This is a genomic window from Aquabacterium sp. (assembly GCF_034003525.1).
In the GTDB taxonomy this organism is placed as follows: Bacteria; Pseudomonadota; Gammaproteobacteria; order Burkholderiales; family Burkholderiaceae_C; genus Aquabacterium.
Genome location: NZ_JAVEYN010000008.1, coordinates 1 through 17,018, shown reverse-complemented (window position 1 = coordinate 17,018; position 17,018 = coordinate 1). Strand labels below are relative to the sequence as shown.

The 17,018-nt window shown below is 64.3% G+C and carries 13 protein-coding genes; 8 read left to right on the top strand and 5 right to left on the bottom strand.

Translation table 11 applies throughout. From position 1 onward, the window contains the following. Positions 1 to 26 precede the first annotated feature (26 nt). The 4 genes from RBT42_RS06555 to RBT42_RS06540 all read right to left on the bottom strand — a co-directional run bounded on the left by RBT42_RS06555 (position 27) and on the right by RBT42_RS06540 (position 6,286). Positions 27 to 1,856, bottom strand: a complete 1,830-nt coding sequence (locus tag RBT42_RS06555) for a PHA/PHB synthase family protein (RefSeq protein ID WP_320363329.1) — start codon at positions 1,854 to 1,856, stop codon at positions 27 to 29. A 104-nt stretch (positions 1,857 to 1,960) separates the two neighbouring features. Next, positions 1,961 to 3,439, bottom strand: coding sequence for an NAD-dependent succinate-semialdehyde dehydrogenase (locus RBT42_RS06550; protein ID WP_320363327.1), 1,479 nt, complete (start codon positions 3,437 to 3,439; stop codon positions 1,961 to 1,963). 69 nt (positions 3,440 to 3,508) lie between these two features. Further along, positions 3,509 to 4,582, bottom strand: a complete 1,074-nt coding sequence (locus tag RBT42_RS06545) for a porin (protein ID WP_320363325.1) — start codon at positions 4,580 to 4,582, stop codon at positions 3,509 to 3,511. Positions 4,583 to 4,747: 165 nt separating this feature from the next. Beyond that, on the bottom strand, positions 4,748 to 6,286 hold the full coding sequence (locus RBT42_RS06540) for a BCCT family transporter (protein WP_320363323.1): 1,539 nt from the start codon (positions 6,284 to 6,286) through the stop codon (positions 4,748 to 4,750). A 263-nt stretch (positions 6,287 to 6,549) separates the two neighbouring features. On the opposite strand from RBT42_RS06540, the gene alaS reads away from it, so the two are divergent. From alaS to dut, 6 genes are all read left to right on the top strand, one after another. Further along, positions 6,550 to 9,177, top strand: a complete 2,628-nt coding sequence (alaS, locus tag RBT42_RS06535) for an alanine--tRNA ligase (protein ID WP_320363321.1) — start codon at positions 6,550 to 6,552, stop codon at positions 9,175 to 9,177. Positions 9,178 to 9,359: 182 nt separating this feature from the next. Next, on the top strand, positions 9,360 to 10,244 hold the full coding sequence (locus tag RBT42_RS06530) for a metal-dependent hydrolase (protein ID WP_320363319.1): 885 nt from the start codon (positions 9,360 to 9,362) through the stop codon (positions 10,242 to 10,244). Positions 10,245 to 10,317: 73 nt separating this feature from the next. Beyond that, entirely contained in the window at positions 10,318 to 11,382 is a 1,065-nt protein-coding gene (locus RBT42_RS06525) for an AraC family transcriptional regulator (protein WP_320363317.1), read from the top strand. Positions 11,383 to 11,568: 186 nt separating this feature from the next. Next, on the top strand, positions 11,569 to 12,603 hold the full coding sequence (locus RBT42_RS06520; protein ID WP_320363315.1) for an AraC family transcriptional regulator: 1,035 nt from the start codon (positions 11,569 to 11,571) through the stop codon (positions 12,601 to 12,603). A 50-nt stretch (positions 12,604 to 12,653) separates the two neighbouring features. Next, positions 12,654 to 13,886 carry a bifunctional phosphopantothenoylcysteine decarboxylase/phosphopantothenate--cysteine ligase CoaBC gene (gene coaBC / locus RBT42_RS06515; RefSeq protein ID WP_320363313.1) on the top strand — a complete coding sequence of 411 codons (1,233 nt, stop codon included), beginning with the start codon at positions 12,654 to 12,656 and terminating at the stop codon, positions 13,884 to 13,886. Next, a complete protein-coding gene (gene dut / locus RBT42_RS06510) occupies positions 13,883 to 14,332 on the top strand; it encodes a dUTP diphosphatase (protein WP_320363311.1) in 450 nt (149 codons plus the stop codon). Before coaBC ends, dut begins: the two co-directional genes overlap by 4 nt. A gap of 46 nt (positions 14,333 to 14,378) precedes the next feature. Here dut and RBT42_RS06505 read toward each other — a convergent pair whose 3' ends face one another. After that, the gene (locus tag RBT42_RS06505; protein WP_320363309.1) at positions 14,379 to 14,900 is read right to left on the bottom strand and encodes an FKBP-type peptidyl-prolyl cis-trans isomerase; all 522 of its coding nucleotides are present in this window, start codon (positions 14,898 to 14,900) and stop codon (positions 14,379 to 14,381) included. A gap of 126 nt (positions 14,901 to 15,026) precedes the next feature. Between RBT42_RS06505 and RBT42_RS06500 the strand changes: the two genes are divergently transcribed. After that, entirely contained in the window at positions 15,027 to 16,259 is a 1,233-nt protein-coding gene (locus tag RBT42_RS06500) for a JmjC domain-containing protein (RefSeq protein ID WP_320363306.1), read from the top strand. 27 nt (positions 16,260 to 16,286) lie between these two features. After that, entirely contained in the window at positions 16,287 to 16,808 is a 522-nt protein-coding gene (locus RBT42_RS06495) for a hypothetical protein (RefSeq protein ID WP_320363305.1), read from the top strand. Positions 16,809 to 17,018: the final 210 nt, after the last annotated feature.

The following is a 17,018-nucleotide window of genomic DNA, read 5'->3' as shown; positions in this document are numbered from 1 at the left end:
GCCGTGGCATGGGCGTCAGCGGGGCTTCAACCCTCCCGCACGTAGGTGCCGGGCGCGGCCGCCAGTTCGGGGTAGATCTCATTGCTGGCGGGGCGTGCTGCGACCAGCTTGCCCGCCCGCGGCTTCAGCCACGCCATCCAGTCCACCCACCACGAGCCTTCGCGTTGTTCGGCGCGTGCCAGCCAGGCCTCGGGCTTGTCGGAGCGATGGGCCTCGGCCACGCGGAAGCGCCGCTTGGGCGGCGTCACCACCGGGTTGACGATGCCCAGAATGTGCCCGGAGGTCGACAGCACGTAGCGCTTGGGGCCGGTGAAGTGGTTGTTCACGTAGAAGGTCTGCTTCCAGGGTGCGACATGGTCGTCTTCGGCCGACACGGCGTACAGCGGCTGGTTGATGCGTGCCAGGTCGATGGGCTCGCCCGCCACCGTGAGCGCGTCGGGCTGGACCAGGCGGTTTTTCAGGTACAGCTGATGCAGATACCAGCTGTGCATGGCCTGGGGCATGCGGGTGGCATCCATGTTCCAGTACAGCACGTCAAACGGTGGGGGCGGTTCACCGTTGAGCCAACCTTGCTCCACGTAATGCCAGATCAGGCTGTTCGAGCGCAGCAACCGGAAAGAAGCCGCCATGTCCTTGCCGTCCAGATAGCCGGTACGGGCCATCTTGCGGTCGAGGTAGTTGATACTCGACTCGTCGATGAAGACGTTGATGTCGCCTGGCGCATGGAAGTCGACCAGGGTGGTGAAGAGCGTGACGTCGGCCACCGGCACGTCTTCGGGCGCGAAATGCTTGTTGGCCCACGCCATGTACATGCTCAAGCCGGTGCCGCCAATGCAGTAGCCCACAGCATGGACCTTGCTGGCGCCGCTCATGGCGCGAGCTGTCTCGATGGTTGCGTGGATGCCTTCGGTCAGGTAGTCGTCAAAGCGGATGTCGCGCATCGACGCATCCGGGTTCTTCCAGCTGGTGATGAACACGTCCAGCCCCTGGTCGAGCAGGAAGCGCACCATGCTCTTCTTGGGCGTGAGGTCCAGCACGTAGAACTTGTTGATCCACGGTGTGACGATGACGACCGGTTCCGCGTGCACCTTGGCCTGGGTGGGGGCGTAGTGGATCACCTCCACAAGCCGATTGCGCATCACGACCGAGCCAGGGGTGGTGGCGAGGTTCTCTCCCACCTTGAAATCGTCCGGGCTCGTCATGCGGATCTCGCCCGCCTTCATGTCCTCCAGGAAGATCTCGTAGCCCTTGCGCAGGCTCTCGCCTTTGGTTTCAATGGCGTGGCGGATGGCGACCGGGTTGGTCAGCAGGTAGTTGGACGGCGCCATGGCGTTGAGCCAGTTCCGCCACCAGAACGCTGCCTTGCGTCGCTCCTGCTTGGACAGCCCGGGGGTGTCGTAGAGCATGTCCTGCGTGTGGTGCGTGAACGCGAGATACCACTCCTTGAGCAGGTCCCAGCTGGGCGCTTCCGTCCAGACCGGGTCGGCAAAACGCACGTCTTCGTCGTTGACCTTGATCGGGTCCTCGCTGGGCAGGCCCAGCATGCGGTTGAAGGTGTGCCACTGCAGGTTCCACAGGTCTGTCGACAGGCGGATCATCCGGTCGGTCAGTTCCTGGGGGTGTGCCAACCAGGCGAGCTGCGCATGGGCGATGGGCGCGGTCATGCCCAGCGGGTCCACGGTGTCCTCGACGGTGTGGTGGATCTGCTCCAGGGTCTGCGCCATCACCTTGCCAGGATCCGTCTTCTCAGGCGGACGGGCCTCGGCGGCTTTGCCGAACCTGGATTTGGTGGTGCGGGTTTTTGCGCTGGTTTGGGCGCTGCTCTTGCTAGCGGCTGCGCGCGTCGTCTTGGCCATGACCCCGGACTCCTGTCTGTTCACGTCGGTTCACTGTCAAGCTGACAGTATGACCGACGATCTGGACACTCGGGCGGTGAGCCCAGGGCTTGCCGTGGCTGCGCTCAGTTGTTCAAGCCGCCCAGGCAGAGATACTTGATTTCCAGGTAGTCGTCCATGCCCTGACGGGCGCCTTCGCGCCCCAGACCGGACTGCTTGACCCCGCCAAACGGCGCCTCGCAGTGCGAAATCATCCCGGTGTTGACGCCCACCATGCCGTACTCCAGCGCCTCGCCCACGCGGAAGATCCGGCCAATGTCACGGCTGAAGAAGTAGCTCGCCAGCCCAAATTCGGTGGCATTGGCGGCGGCAATGGCCTCGGCCTCCGTCTCGAACTTGAACACCGGTGCCACCGGCCCGAAGATTTCCTCACGGGCCACGCGCATGTCCCGGCTCACATTGGCCAGCACGGTGGGTTGGTAGAAGGAACCACCCGCGACCTGGGCCGGGGCGCCACCGGTCAGCACCTTCGCGCCCTTGGTCACGGCGTCGGCCACCAAGGTCTCCACCTTGTTCAGGGCCTCGGCATCGATCAGCGGGCCTTGCACCACGCCTTGCTCGAAGCCGTTGCCCACCTTGATCTCCGCCACGCGGGCGGCCAGACGGGTCACGAAGGCATCGTAGATGCCAGCTTGCACATACATGCGGTTCGCACACACACAGGTCTGACCCGAGTTGCGGTACTTGCTGGCCAGAGCGCCTTCGACCGCCACGTCCAAGTCGGCATCGTCGAACACGATGAGGGGCGCGTTGCCGCCCAACTCCAGCGACAGCTTCTTGACCGTGGGCGCGCACTGCTGCATCAGGATGCGGCCCACCTCGGTGGAGCCGGTGAAGGAGAGGTGTCGCACCGTGTCGCTGGCGCACAGCACCTTGCCGACCTCAATGGAGCGCTGGGCATCGGCCGTGATGACGTTGAGTACGCCCGGGGGCATGCCGGCGCGCTGGGCCAACTCGGCCACGGCCAAAGCAGACAGCGGCGTGGCTTCCGCAGGTTTGATGACGACTGGGCAGCCAGCCGCCAACGCGGGGGCCACCTTGCGCGTGATCATGGCCACCGGGAAGTTCCAGGGCGTGATGGCCGCGCACACGCCCACCGGCTGGCGCAAAACCAGCAGGCGCTTGGCCGGATCGGGGCTGGGGATGGTCTCGCCATAGACACGGCGGGCTTCCTCGGCAAACCACTCCACAAAGCTGGCGCCGTACAGCACCTCGCCCTTGGCCTCGGCCAGTGGCTTGCCTTGCTCGGCCGTCATGATGCGTGCCAGGTCAGCAGCGTGCTGGTTCAGCAGGTGAAACCACTTCATCAAGATGTTGGCGCGGGCCTTGGCCGACATGGCCCGCCAGGCAGGCCAGGCTGCATCTGCAGCGGCAATGGCGGCTTCGGTCTGCTCGGCACCGAGGTTGGGGACCTCGGCCAGCAGGGCGCCCGTGGCGGGGTCGGTCACGGCAAAACGCTGCGGGCCATCTACCCATTGCCCGTTGATCAGGGCTTGCGTCTTGAGGAGGCTGGGGTCATTGAGCTGGGTCAGCGGGGAGGTCATGGTGTTTTTCTCCGGAGAAGGGGTCTCAGCGCCGTCCATCATAGACTTGAGAAGAGGCGGGTCAGTGGCTCAGAAATCGCGACGCAGGCCCAGCACCCAGGCATGTCCGCCGCTCGTCGCGGCTCGGAAACCCGACAGTCCGTCGCCGCGTGTCGTGATGGCGGCGGTTTCAGCCTCGCTGTAGAACTCGGCAAAGAACTTGAGTTGCGGGTTGTACTGGTGGTCAATCCCCAGGTGAACGATGTTCTCGCCATATCCCTCGACCCGGGCCAGCATGACCTTGATGGTGTTGTCACCCCGCTGGTGGGTCACCAGCAGGTTCACGGCTTCGTTGCCATCGCGGCTGAAGCTGCCTGGGTTGTGGTTGCCCGTGTCAAAGCGCTCATACTTGGCGGCCATCTGCCAGGCACCTGCCCGGTGAGTGGTCGACAGGCCATAGAGGCGGTTGCGACCGTAGCCGGCGTCTCCCCGGTCGTCCAGCGCGGCTGCCAGACGGGTGGCACCGAGGTCGTAGCTCAGTGCCACTTGCACCCGTTCGTCATCAATGCGGGAGGTGGAGCGCCGATTGCCTTTGGCAGGCGCATAAGCCGCCGACGCGCTGAGCCCCCGAAAAGACGGGCTGGTGTAGGCGACGGTGTGCCTGACTCGGAAAACGGTGTACGTGGCAAAGCCGCTGTAGTAGCTGCTGAATGCGTCGACAGGCGCTGACACGGCGTTGTAGTAAGGCATCCACTGCCGCCCCCAATGAATGGCACCCCAGCCGCCTTGCAGTCCGATGCGGGCAATGCGCAGGCGCTCCGGGTTGTCACGCCCGTTGTCTCCCTGGTCATAAGGGTCCTGCACAGACAAATTCGCCATGTCCAAAGGCAACTCCAGTTGCCCGTTCAGCGTCAGCGCGGGAGACAGGGCATGCTGAACCGAGACACCCACACGTGAGTAGGCATCGCGCAGGCCGGTATAGCGGCTGGCCGCGCTGCGCTCGTCCGGGTGCACTGACTCCGCCTGCAGTCTCAGCGAGGCATACCAGTCGACCTGCGTGGTGTTTGGGCGGGCATCCAGAGCATGGGCCGCGCCTGTCCACATGACAGATGTAGCCAAGGCGATCACCTGGCAGGTGTGCAGTGAACCAATTGACATGGACATGTCACTCAACCTCCTCGTTCGCGATGGATGGGGCACAAACGCCGTGAGGCGGTTTGCGCCCCAGGGTGTGCAAGAGCGCTGTGGCTGTCTATTTCAGGCGTGGTCGCATGCTGTCCGCCAGCACGAACAGGAAGCTCTTGCCCGGAGCCATCAACAACTCGACGGTCATGTGTCGCTTGGCGGCCTCTCGGCAAGCTGGCGCAGGCGCCGATTCAAGGCCTTGTGGCGCACATCCTGCGCGTGCCAGTCATCGTGGATGGCCCGCCACAGGGCGTAGGTCATCAGGACGATGACCACCGCAAATGGCAGGGCGAACACGATCGTGGCGGTCTGCACGGCTTTGACGCCACCCGCCAACAACAGGATGGCGGCAATCCCGGCCACCAGCAGGCCCCACATCACCTTGATCTTGTTGCTGGGGTTGGGCTGGCCGCCGGTGCTCATCATGCCCAGCACCAGGGTGGCCGAGTCGCCCGAAGTCACGAAGAACAGCAGCACGAGGGCGGTGGCCACCAGCGACATCACCGTGCCGAAGGGCAGGGCTTCGAACATGACAAACAGTGCCGTCGAGATGTCGGTCTTGACTGCTTCAGCCAGCGGCACCTGTTGCCAGATCTCCATGTGCAAGGCGGCCCCTCCGAACACAGAGAACCAGGCGAAACCCGCCAGGGTGGGGGCGGCCACCGTGCCCAGGATGAACTCGCGGATGGTGCGCCCCCGGGACACACGAGCGATGAACAGGCCGACGAACGGCGACCATGCAATCCACCATGCCCAGTAGAAAATCGTCCAGCCGCCCACCCAGCCGCTGTCGCGGAACGGGGTCATGCGCAGGCTCATGCGCACGAACTCACTGGCGTAAGCGCCCAGCGTGTTGGTGAAGGTATCGATGATGGCCACCGTGGGTCCCACCATGAACACAATCAGCATCAGCATCAGGATCAGCGCCAGCATCAGGTTCATGTTGGACAGCCACTTGATGCCCTTGCTCACACCCGTGAGGGCCGAAGTCAGGAACAACGCCGTGGTCACGGCGATGATGGCCAACTGCGAGGCGATGCCCACCCGCAAGCCGAACACGGCGTGCAAACCACTGTTGATCTGCAAAGCGCCGATACCCAGTGAGGCGGCCACGCCAAAGGCGGTGGCGACGACGGCCAGCACGTTCACGACCACGGTCAGCTTGGACGCCCAGGCAAAAGGCAGTGCCTCGGTCGCCGAGCTGATCAGGGCCGGCTTGCCGCGGCGGAATGAAAAGAAGGCAATGGCCAGCGCCACCACGCTGTACACCGCCCAGGGGTGCAGGCCCCAATGGAAGAAGCTGTAGCGCATGGCCGCATTGGCTGCCTCTGGGGTGTTGGCCGTGATGCCCGGAGGCGGGGCGCCGTAATGGGAAATGGGCTCGGCCACCCCCCAGAACACCAAACCGATGCCCATGCCTGCCGCAAACAGCATGGCAAACCAGCTACCGACGGAGAACTCGGGTTCCTCGTCTTCATCACCCAGTTTGAGGTCGCCGTAGCGGCTGAAGGCCAGCAAAGCGGCCACGATCACCAGGCCGAGCACCACCCAGAGGTAAAGCCAGCCGAAATTGGTGGTGATGGTTGCCAGAGCCTGATCAAAGAATGCACCAAGAGAGCTTGGTGCGAGGATGCCCCAGGACATGATGATCAGGATCAGTCCCGCAGACAGCAGCAATTGCATGGGATGCTCCTGTGAAAAAGTAAAACGCTTTTGCGCAGAGAGCGACCAAGTCTAGCCGCCAAGGAAAATCAAACTGCTGCGTAAAACCATGCCCTTAAGGCGGTTATCGTGTTTCATCACGCCTCAACAAGGAACAGCGAGTGTGGTCGTGAAATCTATAATGCAAAGTTTTGCCGCGTACGCAAGCGGCCCGACCGAGCATGTCCCGATTCGCCCGGAAAGGTCCTTGATTCGTCTCACCGTAGCGTCCTGAAAGTCGTCGAATGAAAGCCGCAGACATCCGCAAGACCTTCCTGGAGTACTTCCAGTCCAAGGGCCACACCATCGTGGCATCCAGCCCCGTCGTGCCGGGCGATGACCCGACCCTGCTGTTCACCAACGCCGGCATGAACCAGTTCAAGGACGTGTTCCTGGGCTTCGACAAGCGTCCGTACAGCCGCGCCACCACCTCGCAAAAGTGCATCCGCGCTGGCGGCAAGCACAACGACCTCGACAACGTCGGCTACACCGCCCGTCACCACACCTTCTTCGAGATGCTGGGCAACTTCTCGTTCGGTGACTACTTCAAGCACGACGCCATCAGCTACGCCTGGGAACTGCTGACCGAACAGTTCAAGCTGCCCAAGGAAAAGCTGTGGGTCACCGTCTATCACGAAGACGACGAGGCTTACGAGATTTGGAACAAGGTGGTGGGCGTGCCCGCCGAGCGCATCGTGCGCATCGGTGACAACAAGGGCGGCCGCTACATGTCCGACAACTTCTGGATGATGGGCGACACCGGCCCCTGTGGCCCCTGCACCGAGATCTTCTACGACCACGGCCCGGACATTGCCGGCGGCCCTCCCGGCAGCCCCGATGAAGACGGCGACCGCTACATCGAGATCTGGAACAACGTCTTCATGCAGTTCAACCGCACCGAAGACGGCGTGATGCATCCGCTGCCCAAGCCCTCGGTGGACACCGGCATGGGCCTGGAGCGCATTGCCACCGTGCTGCAAGGCAAGCACAGCAACTACGAAATCGACCTGTTCCAGGCGCTGCTGGCTGCGGCCAAGACCGCCGTGGACGCCGCCGGTGGCGAGAACTGCGACGCTGCCAGCCCCAGCCTGAAGGTGATTGCCGACCACATCCGCGCCTGCTCGTTCACGGTCGCCGATGGCGTCATCCCCAGCAACGAAGGCCGTGGCTACGTGCTGCGCCGCATCACCCGTCGCGCCATCCGTCACGGCTACAAGCTGGGCGCCCGCACCCCCTTCTTCCACAAGCTGGTGTCGGCCCTGGTCGAACAGATGGGCGAGGCCTATCCCGAGCTGCGCCAGAACGAAAAGCGCATCACCGAGGTGCTCAAGACCGAAGAAGAGCGCTTCTTCCAGACCATCGCCCACGGCATGGAAATCCTGGAAGGCGCCCTGGCTGCGGGTGAGAAGCAGATCGACGGCGAAACCGCCTTCAAGCTGCACGATACCTACGGCTTCCCGGTCGACCTGACCGCCGACGTCTGCCGCGAGCGTGACGTGACCGTGGACCAGGCTGGCTTTGACGCCGCCATGGCCCGCCAACGTGAACAGGCCCGTGCCGCTGGCAAGTTCAAGATGGCCGCTGGCTTGGAATACTCGGGTGTGCCCACCGGCTTCCACGGCTACGAACACCTGACGGTGGACGCAGCCAACGTGACGGCCATCTACGTGGACGGCGCCCAGGTGCAGGAAGCCCAGGCCGGTGACGACGCCGTCATCGTGCTGGACCACACCCCCTTCTACGCCGAGTCTGGCGGCCAGTGCGGCGACAGCGGCGACCTGCGCAACGCCACCAGCCGCTTCATCGTCGAAGACACGCAAAAGATCCAGGCTGACGTGTTCGGTCACCATGGTCGCGTGGTCGAGGGCAGCATCAAGGTCGGCGACAAGCTCAACGCCAAGGTCGATGCCGAACTGCGCGCCAAGACCGTGCGCAACCACAGCGCCACCCACCTGATGCACAAGGCCTTGCGCGAAGTGCTGGGCGACCACGTGCAGCAGAAGGGCTCGCAGGTCACCGCCGACCGCACCCGCTTCGACTTCGCCCACAACGCACCGATGACCGCCGAGCAGATCCGCGAAGTGGAAGAGTTGGTGAACGCCGAAATCCTGCTCAACGCCGAAGCCCAGGCCCAGGTGATGGCATTGGACGATGCGCAGAAGTCCGGCGCCATGATGCTGTTCGGCGAGAAGTACGGCGACACCGTGCGCGTCCTCAGCATCGGCTCGTCCAAGGAACTGTGCGGCGGCACCCACGTGCAGCGCACCGGCGACATCGGCCTGTTCAAGATCGTGGCCGAAGGCGGTGTGGCCGCTGGCGTGCGCCGTGTGGAAGCCATCACCGGCGCCAACGCACTGGCCTACACCCAGAACCTGGAGACCACGCTGGAAGGCGTGGCCGCCTTGCTCAAGGCCACCCCGCACGAGGTGCCGGCCCGCGTGGCCGCCGCCCAAGAGCAGATCCGTGCGCTGGAAAAGGAAATCGCCGCGCTCAAGGGCAAGCTGGCTTCCAGCCAGGGCGACGAGCTGATGGCCAAGGCCGTGGACGTGAACGGCATCAAGGTGCTGGCCGCGACGCTGGAAGGCGCCGACGCCAAAACCCTGCGCGAAACCATGGACAAGCTGAAGGACAAGCTCAAGACTGCGGCCATCGTGCTGGCGGCCGTCGAAGGCGGCAAGGTCCAGATCGCTGCGGGCGTGACCGCCGACACCACCGGCAAGGTCAAGGCTGGCGAGTTGGTCAACTTCGTCGCCCAGCAAGTGGGTGGCAAGGGCGGCGGCAAGCCCGACATGGCCATGGCCGGTGGCACCGAGCCGGCGGCCCTGCCGGCCGCGCTGGCCAGCGTCCAGGCCTGGGTGACCGAGCGCGTCTGACGCGATCGTCTCTCGCTGACATGACCTTCAGGGCTCCTTCGGGAGCCCTTTTTCATGGCATCAGGGGTAAGCACCAACGTAAAGATGTCGCGCACGAAACCCTGCTGTCATCTTTCATCCTGTGGCTGAGGCTGCCGTCTTCGTACCATGAGTCCATTGCGGAATACCTGCGAGGACGACAGATGGCCCAACACAACGACAAGCAGCACCCGATCGTGCCCCGTGAAAAACTGGACTTTGGCTTCGACGAGAGCATCCCGAAGCACTGGTTCGGCGGCGATCCGTTCCGCACGCGCTTCTTCGATGCCATGTCGCTGATCTTCCCGCCGGGCGAGAAGTTCTTCATGGTCACCGTGCGCGACTACCGCGACCAGGTCACCGACCCCAAGCTGCTGCAGGACATCAAGGACTTCAACCGCCAGGAAGCCCAGCACAGCATGGTGCACAACCAGTACAACGAGTTGCTGCGCAAGCAAGGGATGCCGGTGGACGAGTTGATCGGGTGGTTGGACAACCTGCTGTTCACGAAGTACCGCAACCGCTTCAGCCGCCAGTACACCCTGGCCATCACCGGCGCACTGGAACACCTGACTGCGCTGGGCGCCCACGCCATGTTTGACGAGCGTGACATCCTGGGCGACGCCCACCCCAAGGTGCGTGCCATGTACGCCTGGCACGCCATCGAAGAGGTCGAGCACAAGGGTGTCGCCTACGATGTCATGATCGACTATGCCAAGGTGGGCTATGTGCGCCGTGTCACGGCCCTTGTGCACGCCACGGTCATGTTTCCCCGCGTCATCCTGAAGTTTGCCAACCGCATGCTCAAGGAAGACGGTTTCAGCTTCTGGGAGCGGGTCAAGCTCAACATCAAGGGCATCCACTGGCTGCTCAAGCCCGGTGGTTTCCTGTGGCCCACCCACAAGCACTACATCCAGTACTACAAGCCCGGTTATCACCCCTGGCAAGAGGCCGACCAACCTGGCTACGAAGAATGGCTGGCCGGTTTCAACAGCCACCGTGATCCCATCGAGGCGAGCGAAATGGCCCGTGCGGCCATGATGCGGTGAACCCTCGCAGGCACGTCCTGCCATTGTGGTTAGACTTCGGCACACCCTGAATGTGGGTGTGCCGATTTCGTCCATGCGTATCCCTCTGCCACCTCCCGCCGTTCTGGAAGCCATGGGCATCAAGCCCATCCCCTTGTTCATGCTCTCGGCGTGGATCAAGGCGGCGACCAAGTGCGGCTTCAACGTTCAGCCGCTCTTCAAAGAAGCCGGCATCAAGATCGACCTGATCCGGCTGGAGGACGCGCGGGTGTCTCCCTTGCAGCTGATCTCGCTGCTTGAGCAGTGCGTGGCCCTGTCGCCCGACCACTACTTTCCGCTGGTGCTGGGTGACACCTTTGCCTTCGAGTCGCTGCCGGAGTTCGAGACGCTGCTGACCACCAGTCCTAGCCTGCGCGATGCCCTGCGCGCAGCCGACCTGGCGCGCATGATGGTGCTGCCCTGGCTCACCATGGAGGTGAAGGAGCAGGGCGACGAGGCATCGGTTTGCGTGGCCTTCGACTTGCCGCTGCAAAAGCTGGTGGCGCATGCCTTGCCCTTGCACCTGGTCATCCACGCCACGCTGGCGTGCATTCGCAAGTTCGGGCGCACCCTGCAAGGCTCTGAAACTGGGTTCATCGGCGTCGACCTCAAAGGCCCGCCAGTGCCGCACGCGGCCAAGATCGAGGCCTTCTTCGGCGTGCCCGTCACCTTCGACGCGCCGGCCGATGCCCTGCGGTTCGAGCGTCACCTGCTGGACCAGCCTCTGGAGGGCGCCTTCCCCGCCTTGCACGAGCAGGCCCAGTACCTCGCCGAGCAGCGTCTGGGGCGCGAAGCGCGTCGCCAGGGGGTGGCGGCAGAAATCGAGAACCTGCTGGCCCGCGAGCCCGAGCTGCTGGCGCTGGGCGTGGAGGACATGGCCGAACGCCTGAGCCTGCACCCCCGCACCTTGCAGCGGCGCCTCAAGGATGAGGGTGACAGCTACCTGGCTGTGCAGGCTCGCATGCGACACCGCCTGGCCTGCCAGTGGCTCAAGCAAAGTCCACAGTCCATTGACGAAATCAGCCTGCGGCTTGGCTTTTCCGACCGCCGCGCGTTCACGGCCGCCTTCAAGCGCTGGGAGGGTACGACCCCCAGCGTGTGGCGAGAACAGCAGCTTTGACGCTTTGTCGCCCCCCGAATGCAGGGGTATGGCGCGGGTTTACGCGGCCACCACATGAGGGTGATTGGCGTGAAATGATCCTAACTGGAGGGTGAACTTCCTTGTGCGGCTCATAGCGACGTCATAGATTTGAGGCATGCAGACGCCCGTTAGCAGTCTAGGTCAGCGCCTGTCTTGATGCCCACTATGCAACGCTCCTTGTCCACATCGTCCGTGCCTGTTCCGTCTCTGGGAAGCTGGCGCCAAGCCGCGTCTGTGTGCGGCTTCACGATCGACCCGGTTCTGCGCGAACTGGGGATCGGTCAACACGACCCGCACGCGCAGTTGCGTGTGTCGCCGCTCAACCTGTTCAAGGCCTTCACCTTGTGTGTCGAGCGGGCGCGTGGTCACCATTTTCCCTTTGCGCTGGGCGAGAACTTCATGTTCGAGCACTACGCCGAGTTCGACGCTTTCGTGAGCTCCAGCTCCAGCATCCGTGAACTGCTCGAACTGGCCGGCTGGGCCCGCGAGCTGCTGGCCCCCTGGATGTCGCTGCGACTGGACGAGTTCGGCGCCGAGGCCCACCTGCGGGTCGTCATGGACGTGCCGGACATCGACCCGCGTGAGCTGTGCCATGTGCGTGAGGTGGTGTTGGCCGCCGTCAATCAACTGATCAAGCGTGCCACCCGTGGGTCGCACTGGCTGCTGTCGGTGCGCATGGCCATGCCCGCGCCCGCACACCAGCAGCGCTTTGCCGAGCATTTCGGGGTGCCCGTGTTTTTCAACGAAAGCGCCGATGCCTTGGTGATGGACCGCCGCTGGCTCGACATGCCCCTCAACGAGCCCGTACCCGAAGCCCTCAGCCAGGCCCGCGCGCGCATTGAGCGCCGCTTGAGCCAGGAGGGGGGCGAGCGCCGCATCGTCGATGAGGTGCGCTGGGCGCTGGAGCGCCGGCCCGAGTTGCTGCGTGAGGGGCTGGAGGCCACAGCCAGCGCGCTGGGCCTGCACCCCCGCACCTTGCAGCGCCGCCTGCAAAACGAAGGCGTCAAGTACGTGGACATCCAGTCCGAGGCCAAGTGCAACCGCGCCCAGGTGATGTTGCGCCGTCGCGCCATCAGCATGGAGTCCATCAGTGACGAGCTGGGCTTCTCGGATCGCCGGGCCTTCACCTTCGCGTTCAAGCGCTGGACGGGCCTGTCCCCCAGCGCGTACCGCAGCCAGCTGGGCGCCGTCAAAGCCTGAGTGAGCGCTGCAGGGCAGGCAGTGGCTCAGACCCTGATAGAGTCCGAGCCATGTCCGAACCCTCAGAACTCCAGGGCAAGCACATCGTGCTGGGCCTGACAGGCGGCATCGCCTGCTACAAATCGGCCGAATTCGTGCGCCTGCTCACCAAGGCAGGGGCCACCGTCCAGGTGGTCATGACCGAAGCGGCGGCGTCTTTCATCACCCCGGTGACCATGCAGGCCTTGTCAGGTCGTCCGGTCGTGACCAGCCAGTGGGATGCGCGCGAGCCCAACAACATGGCGCACATCAACCTGGGCCGTGAAGCCGATGCCATCGTGCTGGCGCCGGCCAGTGCCGACTTCATTGCCCGCCTGGTGCAGGGCCGAGCTGATGAGCTGCTTAGCCTGACCTGCCTGGCCCGTCCACGCGAGTGCTGCCCCCTGCTGGTGGCGCCGGCCATGAACCGCGAGATGTGGTCGCACCCGGCCACGCAGCGCAATGTCGCGCAACTGCAGGCCGATGGTGCCGTCATCCTGGGCCCAGGCTGTGGTGATCAGGCCTGCGGCGAAGTCGGCGATGGCCGCATGCTGGAGCCCGTCGAGTTGCTGGAAGACCTGATTGCCTTCTTCCAGCCCAAGGTGCTGGCGGGCAAGCGTTTGCTGATCACGGCCGGGCCCACGTTCGAGCCCATCGACCCGGTGCGCGGCATCACCAACCACTCCAGCGGCAAGATGGGCTTTGCCATCGCCCGTGCTGCGCGAGAAGCCGGCGCCGAGGTCACCCTGGTGGCCGGTCCGGTGCACTTGCCTACCCCGCGTGGTGTGAGCCGCCACAACGTCATGACGGCGCAGCAGATGTTCGATGCCGTGGTGCCTCAGGCACCGCAGCATGACGTTTTCATTGCCACGGCTGCAGTGGCCGATTGGCGGCCTGCCAACTCAGCCGAGCACAAGATCAAGAAAGAGGGCGGCAAGGACGTGCCCACGTTCGAACTCACCGAGAATCCCGACATCCTGGCCGCCGTGGCTGGCCTGAGCGGCGCGCCGTACTGCGTGGGCTTTGCTGCCGAAAGCGAACGACTGCTGGAGCACGCCCGTGCCAAGATGCTGCGCAAGCGCATCCCGCTGATCGTGGGCAACCTCGGACCGGCTACGTTCGGTCGGGACGACAACGCGCTGCTGCTGATCGACGCCCACACCGATCGGGCCCTGCCGTCCGACGGCAGCCGTGCCGACAAACTCACCCTGGCCCGGGCCTTGATGCAAGACATCGCCCAACGACTTCAAGCTGTGAACCCATGACCACCGTTGACATCCGCATCCTTGACGCCCGTGTGGCGGAAGCCTTGCCTGCTTACGCCACCCCCGGCAGCGCGGGTCTGGACCTGCGTGCCTGCGTGGACGCGCCGGTGGTGCTCGAGCCCGGCCAAGCGCAGTTGATTCCAACCGGCTTGGCCATGCACCTGGGCGACCCGGGTCTGGCCGCGATGATCCTGCCGCGCTCGGGGCTGGGCCACAAGCACGGCATCGTGCTGGGCAACCTGGTGGGCCTGATCGACTCGGACTACCAGGGGCCGCTGATGGTGAGCTGCTGGAACCGGGGCAGCGAGCCCTTCACCATCCAGCCGCTTGAGCGCATTGCCCAACTCGTCATCGTGCCTGTCGTACAGGCCCAGTTCCGGCAGGTGGAGAGCTTTGACGCAAGCGAGCGGGGTGAGGGCGGCTTCGGGTCTACCGGCCGCGGCTGACAACAAAAGGCCGCACAAGGCGGCCAGTCAAGCGGGGTGGGCGAGGTCAGTGCAGGGTCTCACCGGGTGGGGCAGACGGTGTGAAGCCCAGCAGGGCCTCTGACACCGAGCCTTGCTCGATTTCTTCCTCGGTGGCGGGGCGCACGTCCAACACCTTGAGGCTGATGCGCACGGCCAGACCGGCCAGCGGGTGGTTGCCATCGAGCACCACATGGCTGTCGTACACCTCGGTGACGGTGTAGATGGCGTCGGGGTTAAGGTCCGGGGTTTTCGAGCCTTCGGGCGGGCCGTCGAACTGCATGCCTTCGGCGACTTCGGGCGGGAAAATATCGCGTTCTTCGAAGAACACCAGGTCGGCGTCGTAGTCGCCGAACGCGTGCTCAGGCTCCAGATGCAGATGGGCCTCGAAGCCCACGCTCTGGCCCAGCAGGGTCTCTTCGACCTTGGGCAGGAGGTCTTCGCCGCCCAAGAGGAATTCCATCGGCTCGTTGAGCTCGTCTACCAAGTTGCCTTGGGCATCTTCCAGACGCCACACCAGGCTCACGACACAGGGTGAGGAAATGATCATGCCGCGATCATCTCATGAGGTGCCGGCGTCTGTGTGGCTGCGGTGCTGCGTTCGTGCCGCAGAAGGCGGTGGTTTTCGTTGAGCGGAATCAGCGCCATCGGCTGCAGTTGGCGCCACAATGCGGGCATGAAATCGACCAAAACCTCCGCATCCGCTGCGGCGCAGGCCGCTCCGGCAGGCCCGCTGCCCATCGACCACAACACGCCATTGCTCGGAGGCCTGTCGCCCGAGACCTTCATGCGGCGCTACTGGCAGAAGAAGCCTCTGCTGATCCGCCAGGCCATGCCCGGCGTGCGCTCGCCCATCGAGCGTAGCAAGCTGTTTGCGCTAGCGGGGCAGGAAGAGGTCGAATCCCGCTTGATTGTGCGTGAACACGCCACCGGCTCGGCGGTCGTCAAGAAGGGTCGTGGCAAAGCCGTCTCGACGCCCGGTCAATGGCAGCTCAGCCACGGCCCCCTGAGCCGCCGCAGCCTGCCGCCGCTGGATCAGCCTGGCTGGACCCTGCTGGTGCAAGGGCTCGACCTGCACGTGCCCGCCGCCTACGACCTGCTGCAGCAGTTCCGCTTTGTCCCCGATGCGCGCCTGGACGATCTGATGATCTCGTATGCGACCGATGGCGGTGGCGTAGGCCCGCATTACGACTCGTATGACGTGTTCCTGCTGCAGGTGCATGGTCAGCGCCGCTGGCGCATCGGGCCGCTGAAGGACGCCCGTCTGCAAGAGGACGTGCCGCTGAAGATCCTCACGCACTTCGTGCCTGAAGAAGAGCACGTGCTGGAAGCCGGCGACATGCTCTACCTGCCCCCAGGCTGGGCCCACGATGGCATTGCACAAGGTGAGTGCATGACCTGCTCGATCGGCTTCCGTGTGCCGGAAGGCACCGACCTGGCGCGCGAGGTGCTGATCCGCTGGATGGAGGGCATGGACACGGCCGACAAGCCCCGTCTGTACCAGGACCCCAAGCAGCCCGCCACCTCCACGCCGGGCCTGATCCCCGATGCCTTGCGCCAGTTCACGGCCGACTCGGTGGCGCGCCTGATGAAGGACCCCGCCGGCTTGCAGTCGGCCCTGGGCGAGATCCTGACCGAGCCCAAGCCGCGTGTCTGGTTCCAGTCGGGTGAGCCCCTGCCGGACGGTGTGGGCGTGCGACTGGATCCCCGCACCCGCATGATGTACGACGAGCAGCGGGTGTTTGCCAACGGCGAGTCCTGGCGCGCGGGCGGCAAGGATGCCCGCCATCTGCGTCAACTGGCCGATCAGCGGTTCCTGCCTGCGAACGTCGTGGCACAGACCAGCGACGCCGTGCGCGAGTTGCTCAACCAGTGGGCCGAGGACGGGTGGTTGCACCCCTTGGCGTGACGCGCTGCGCATGACAAGATCGCGCGCATGAGCGAAGACACCGTGAATCCTTCGACGATCTCGGACCTGTCCGGTCGCATCAGCAGTTGGCGCGATTTTTCAGACCGTGTCAGCGCCGCGATGGCGATGGTGGCGGCCGAACCCGGGCCCTTGACGCTGAGTGACCGCGATTTCGCCCACTGGCCTTTGGGCCAGCGAGAGGTGGTGGAAGCCTTTCAGCAGTGGGCGCTGGGTTCTGCGCGCGAGATACGCTGCGAGGTCCTGGCAGCGAGTTATGACGGCTTCGTGCGCACGCATCCGCGCTGGGTCAACTGGCGCAAGCTGTGGGCCCACCGGGTGCCGTGCCACCAGTCGCCCGAAGACCTGGCCACCTCGGTGCCGACCCTGTTGGTGCTGCACGACCGGTTGGCACTGCGCGTGCTGGAGCCCCTGGTGGGGCGAGGGCTGTGGACCCGAGACCCAGCTGTCATCGGCGATTGGTTGGGGGAAGTTGATGTAATTTTGCAACGCTCACACGATGCGCTGCCTCCGACGACGTTAGGGCTATAAGGGTAAGCCTGATACGCCGTATAATCATCAGCTGAATATTGAGCGAAGCCAAATGTGTGGCGTCGCACATATTTACCAATATCACCGGTTTTATTGACACTCCATTGAGGATAAAAGCATGAAAAAGTCGCTCCTGCTGGCTTCGCTGATCGCTGCCGTTGCCCTGGCCGCTTGTGGTAAGAAGGAAGAAGCTGCTGTTGAAGCCGCTTC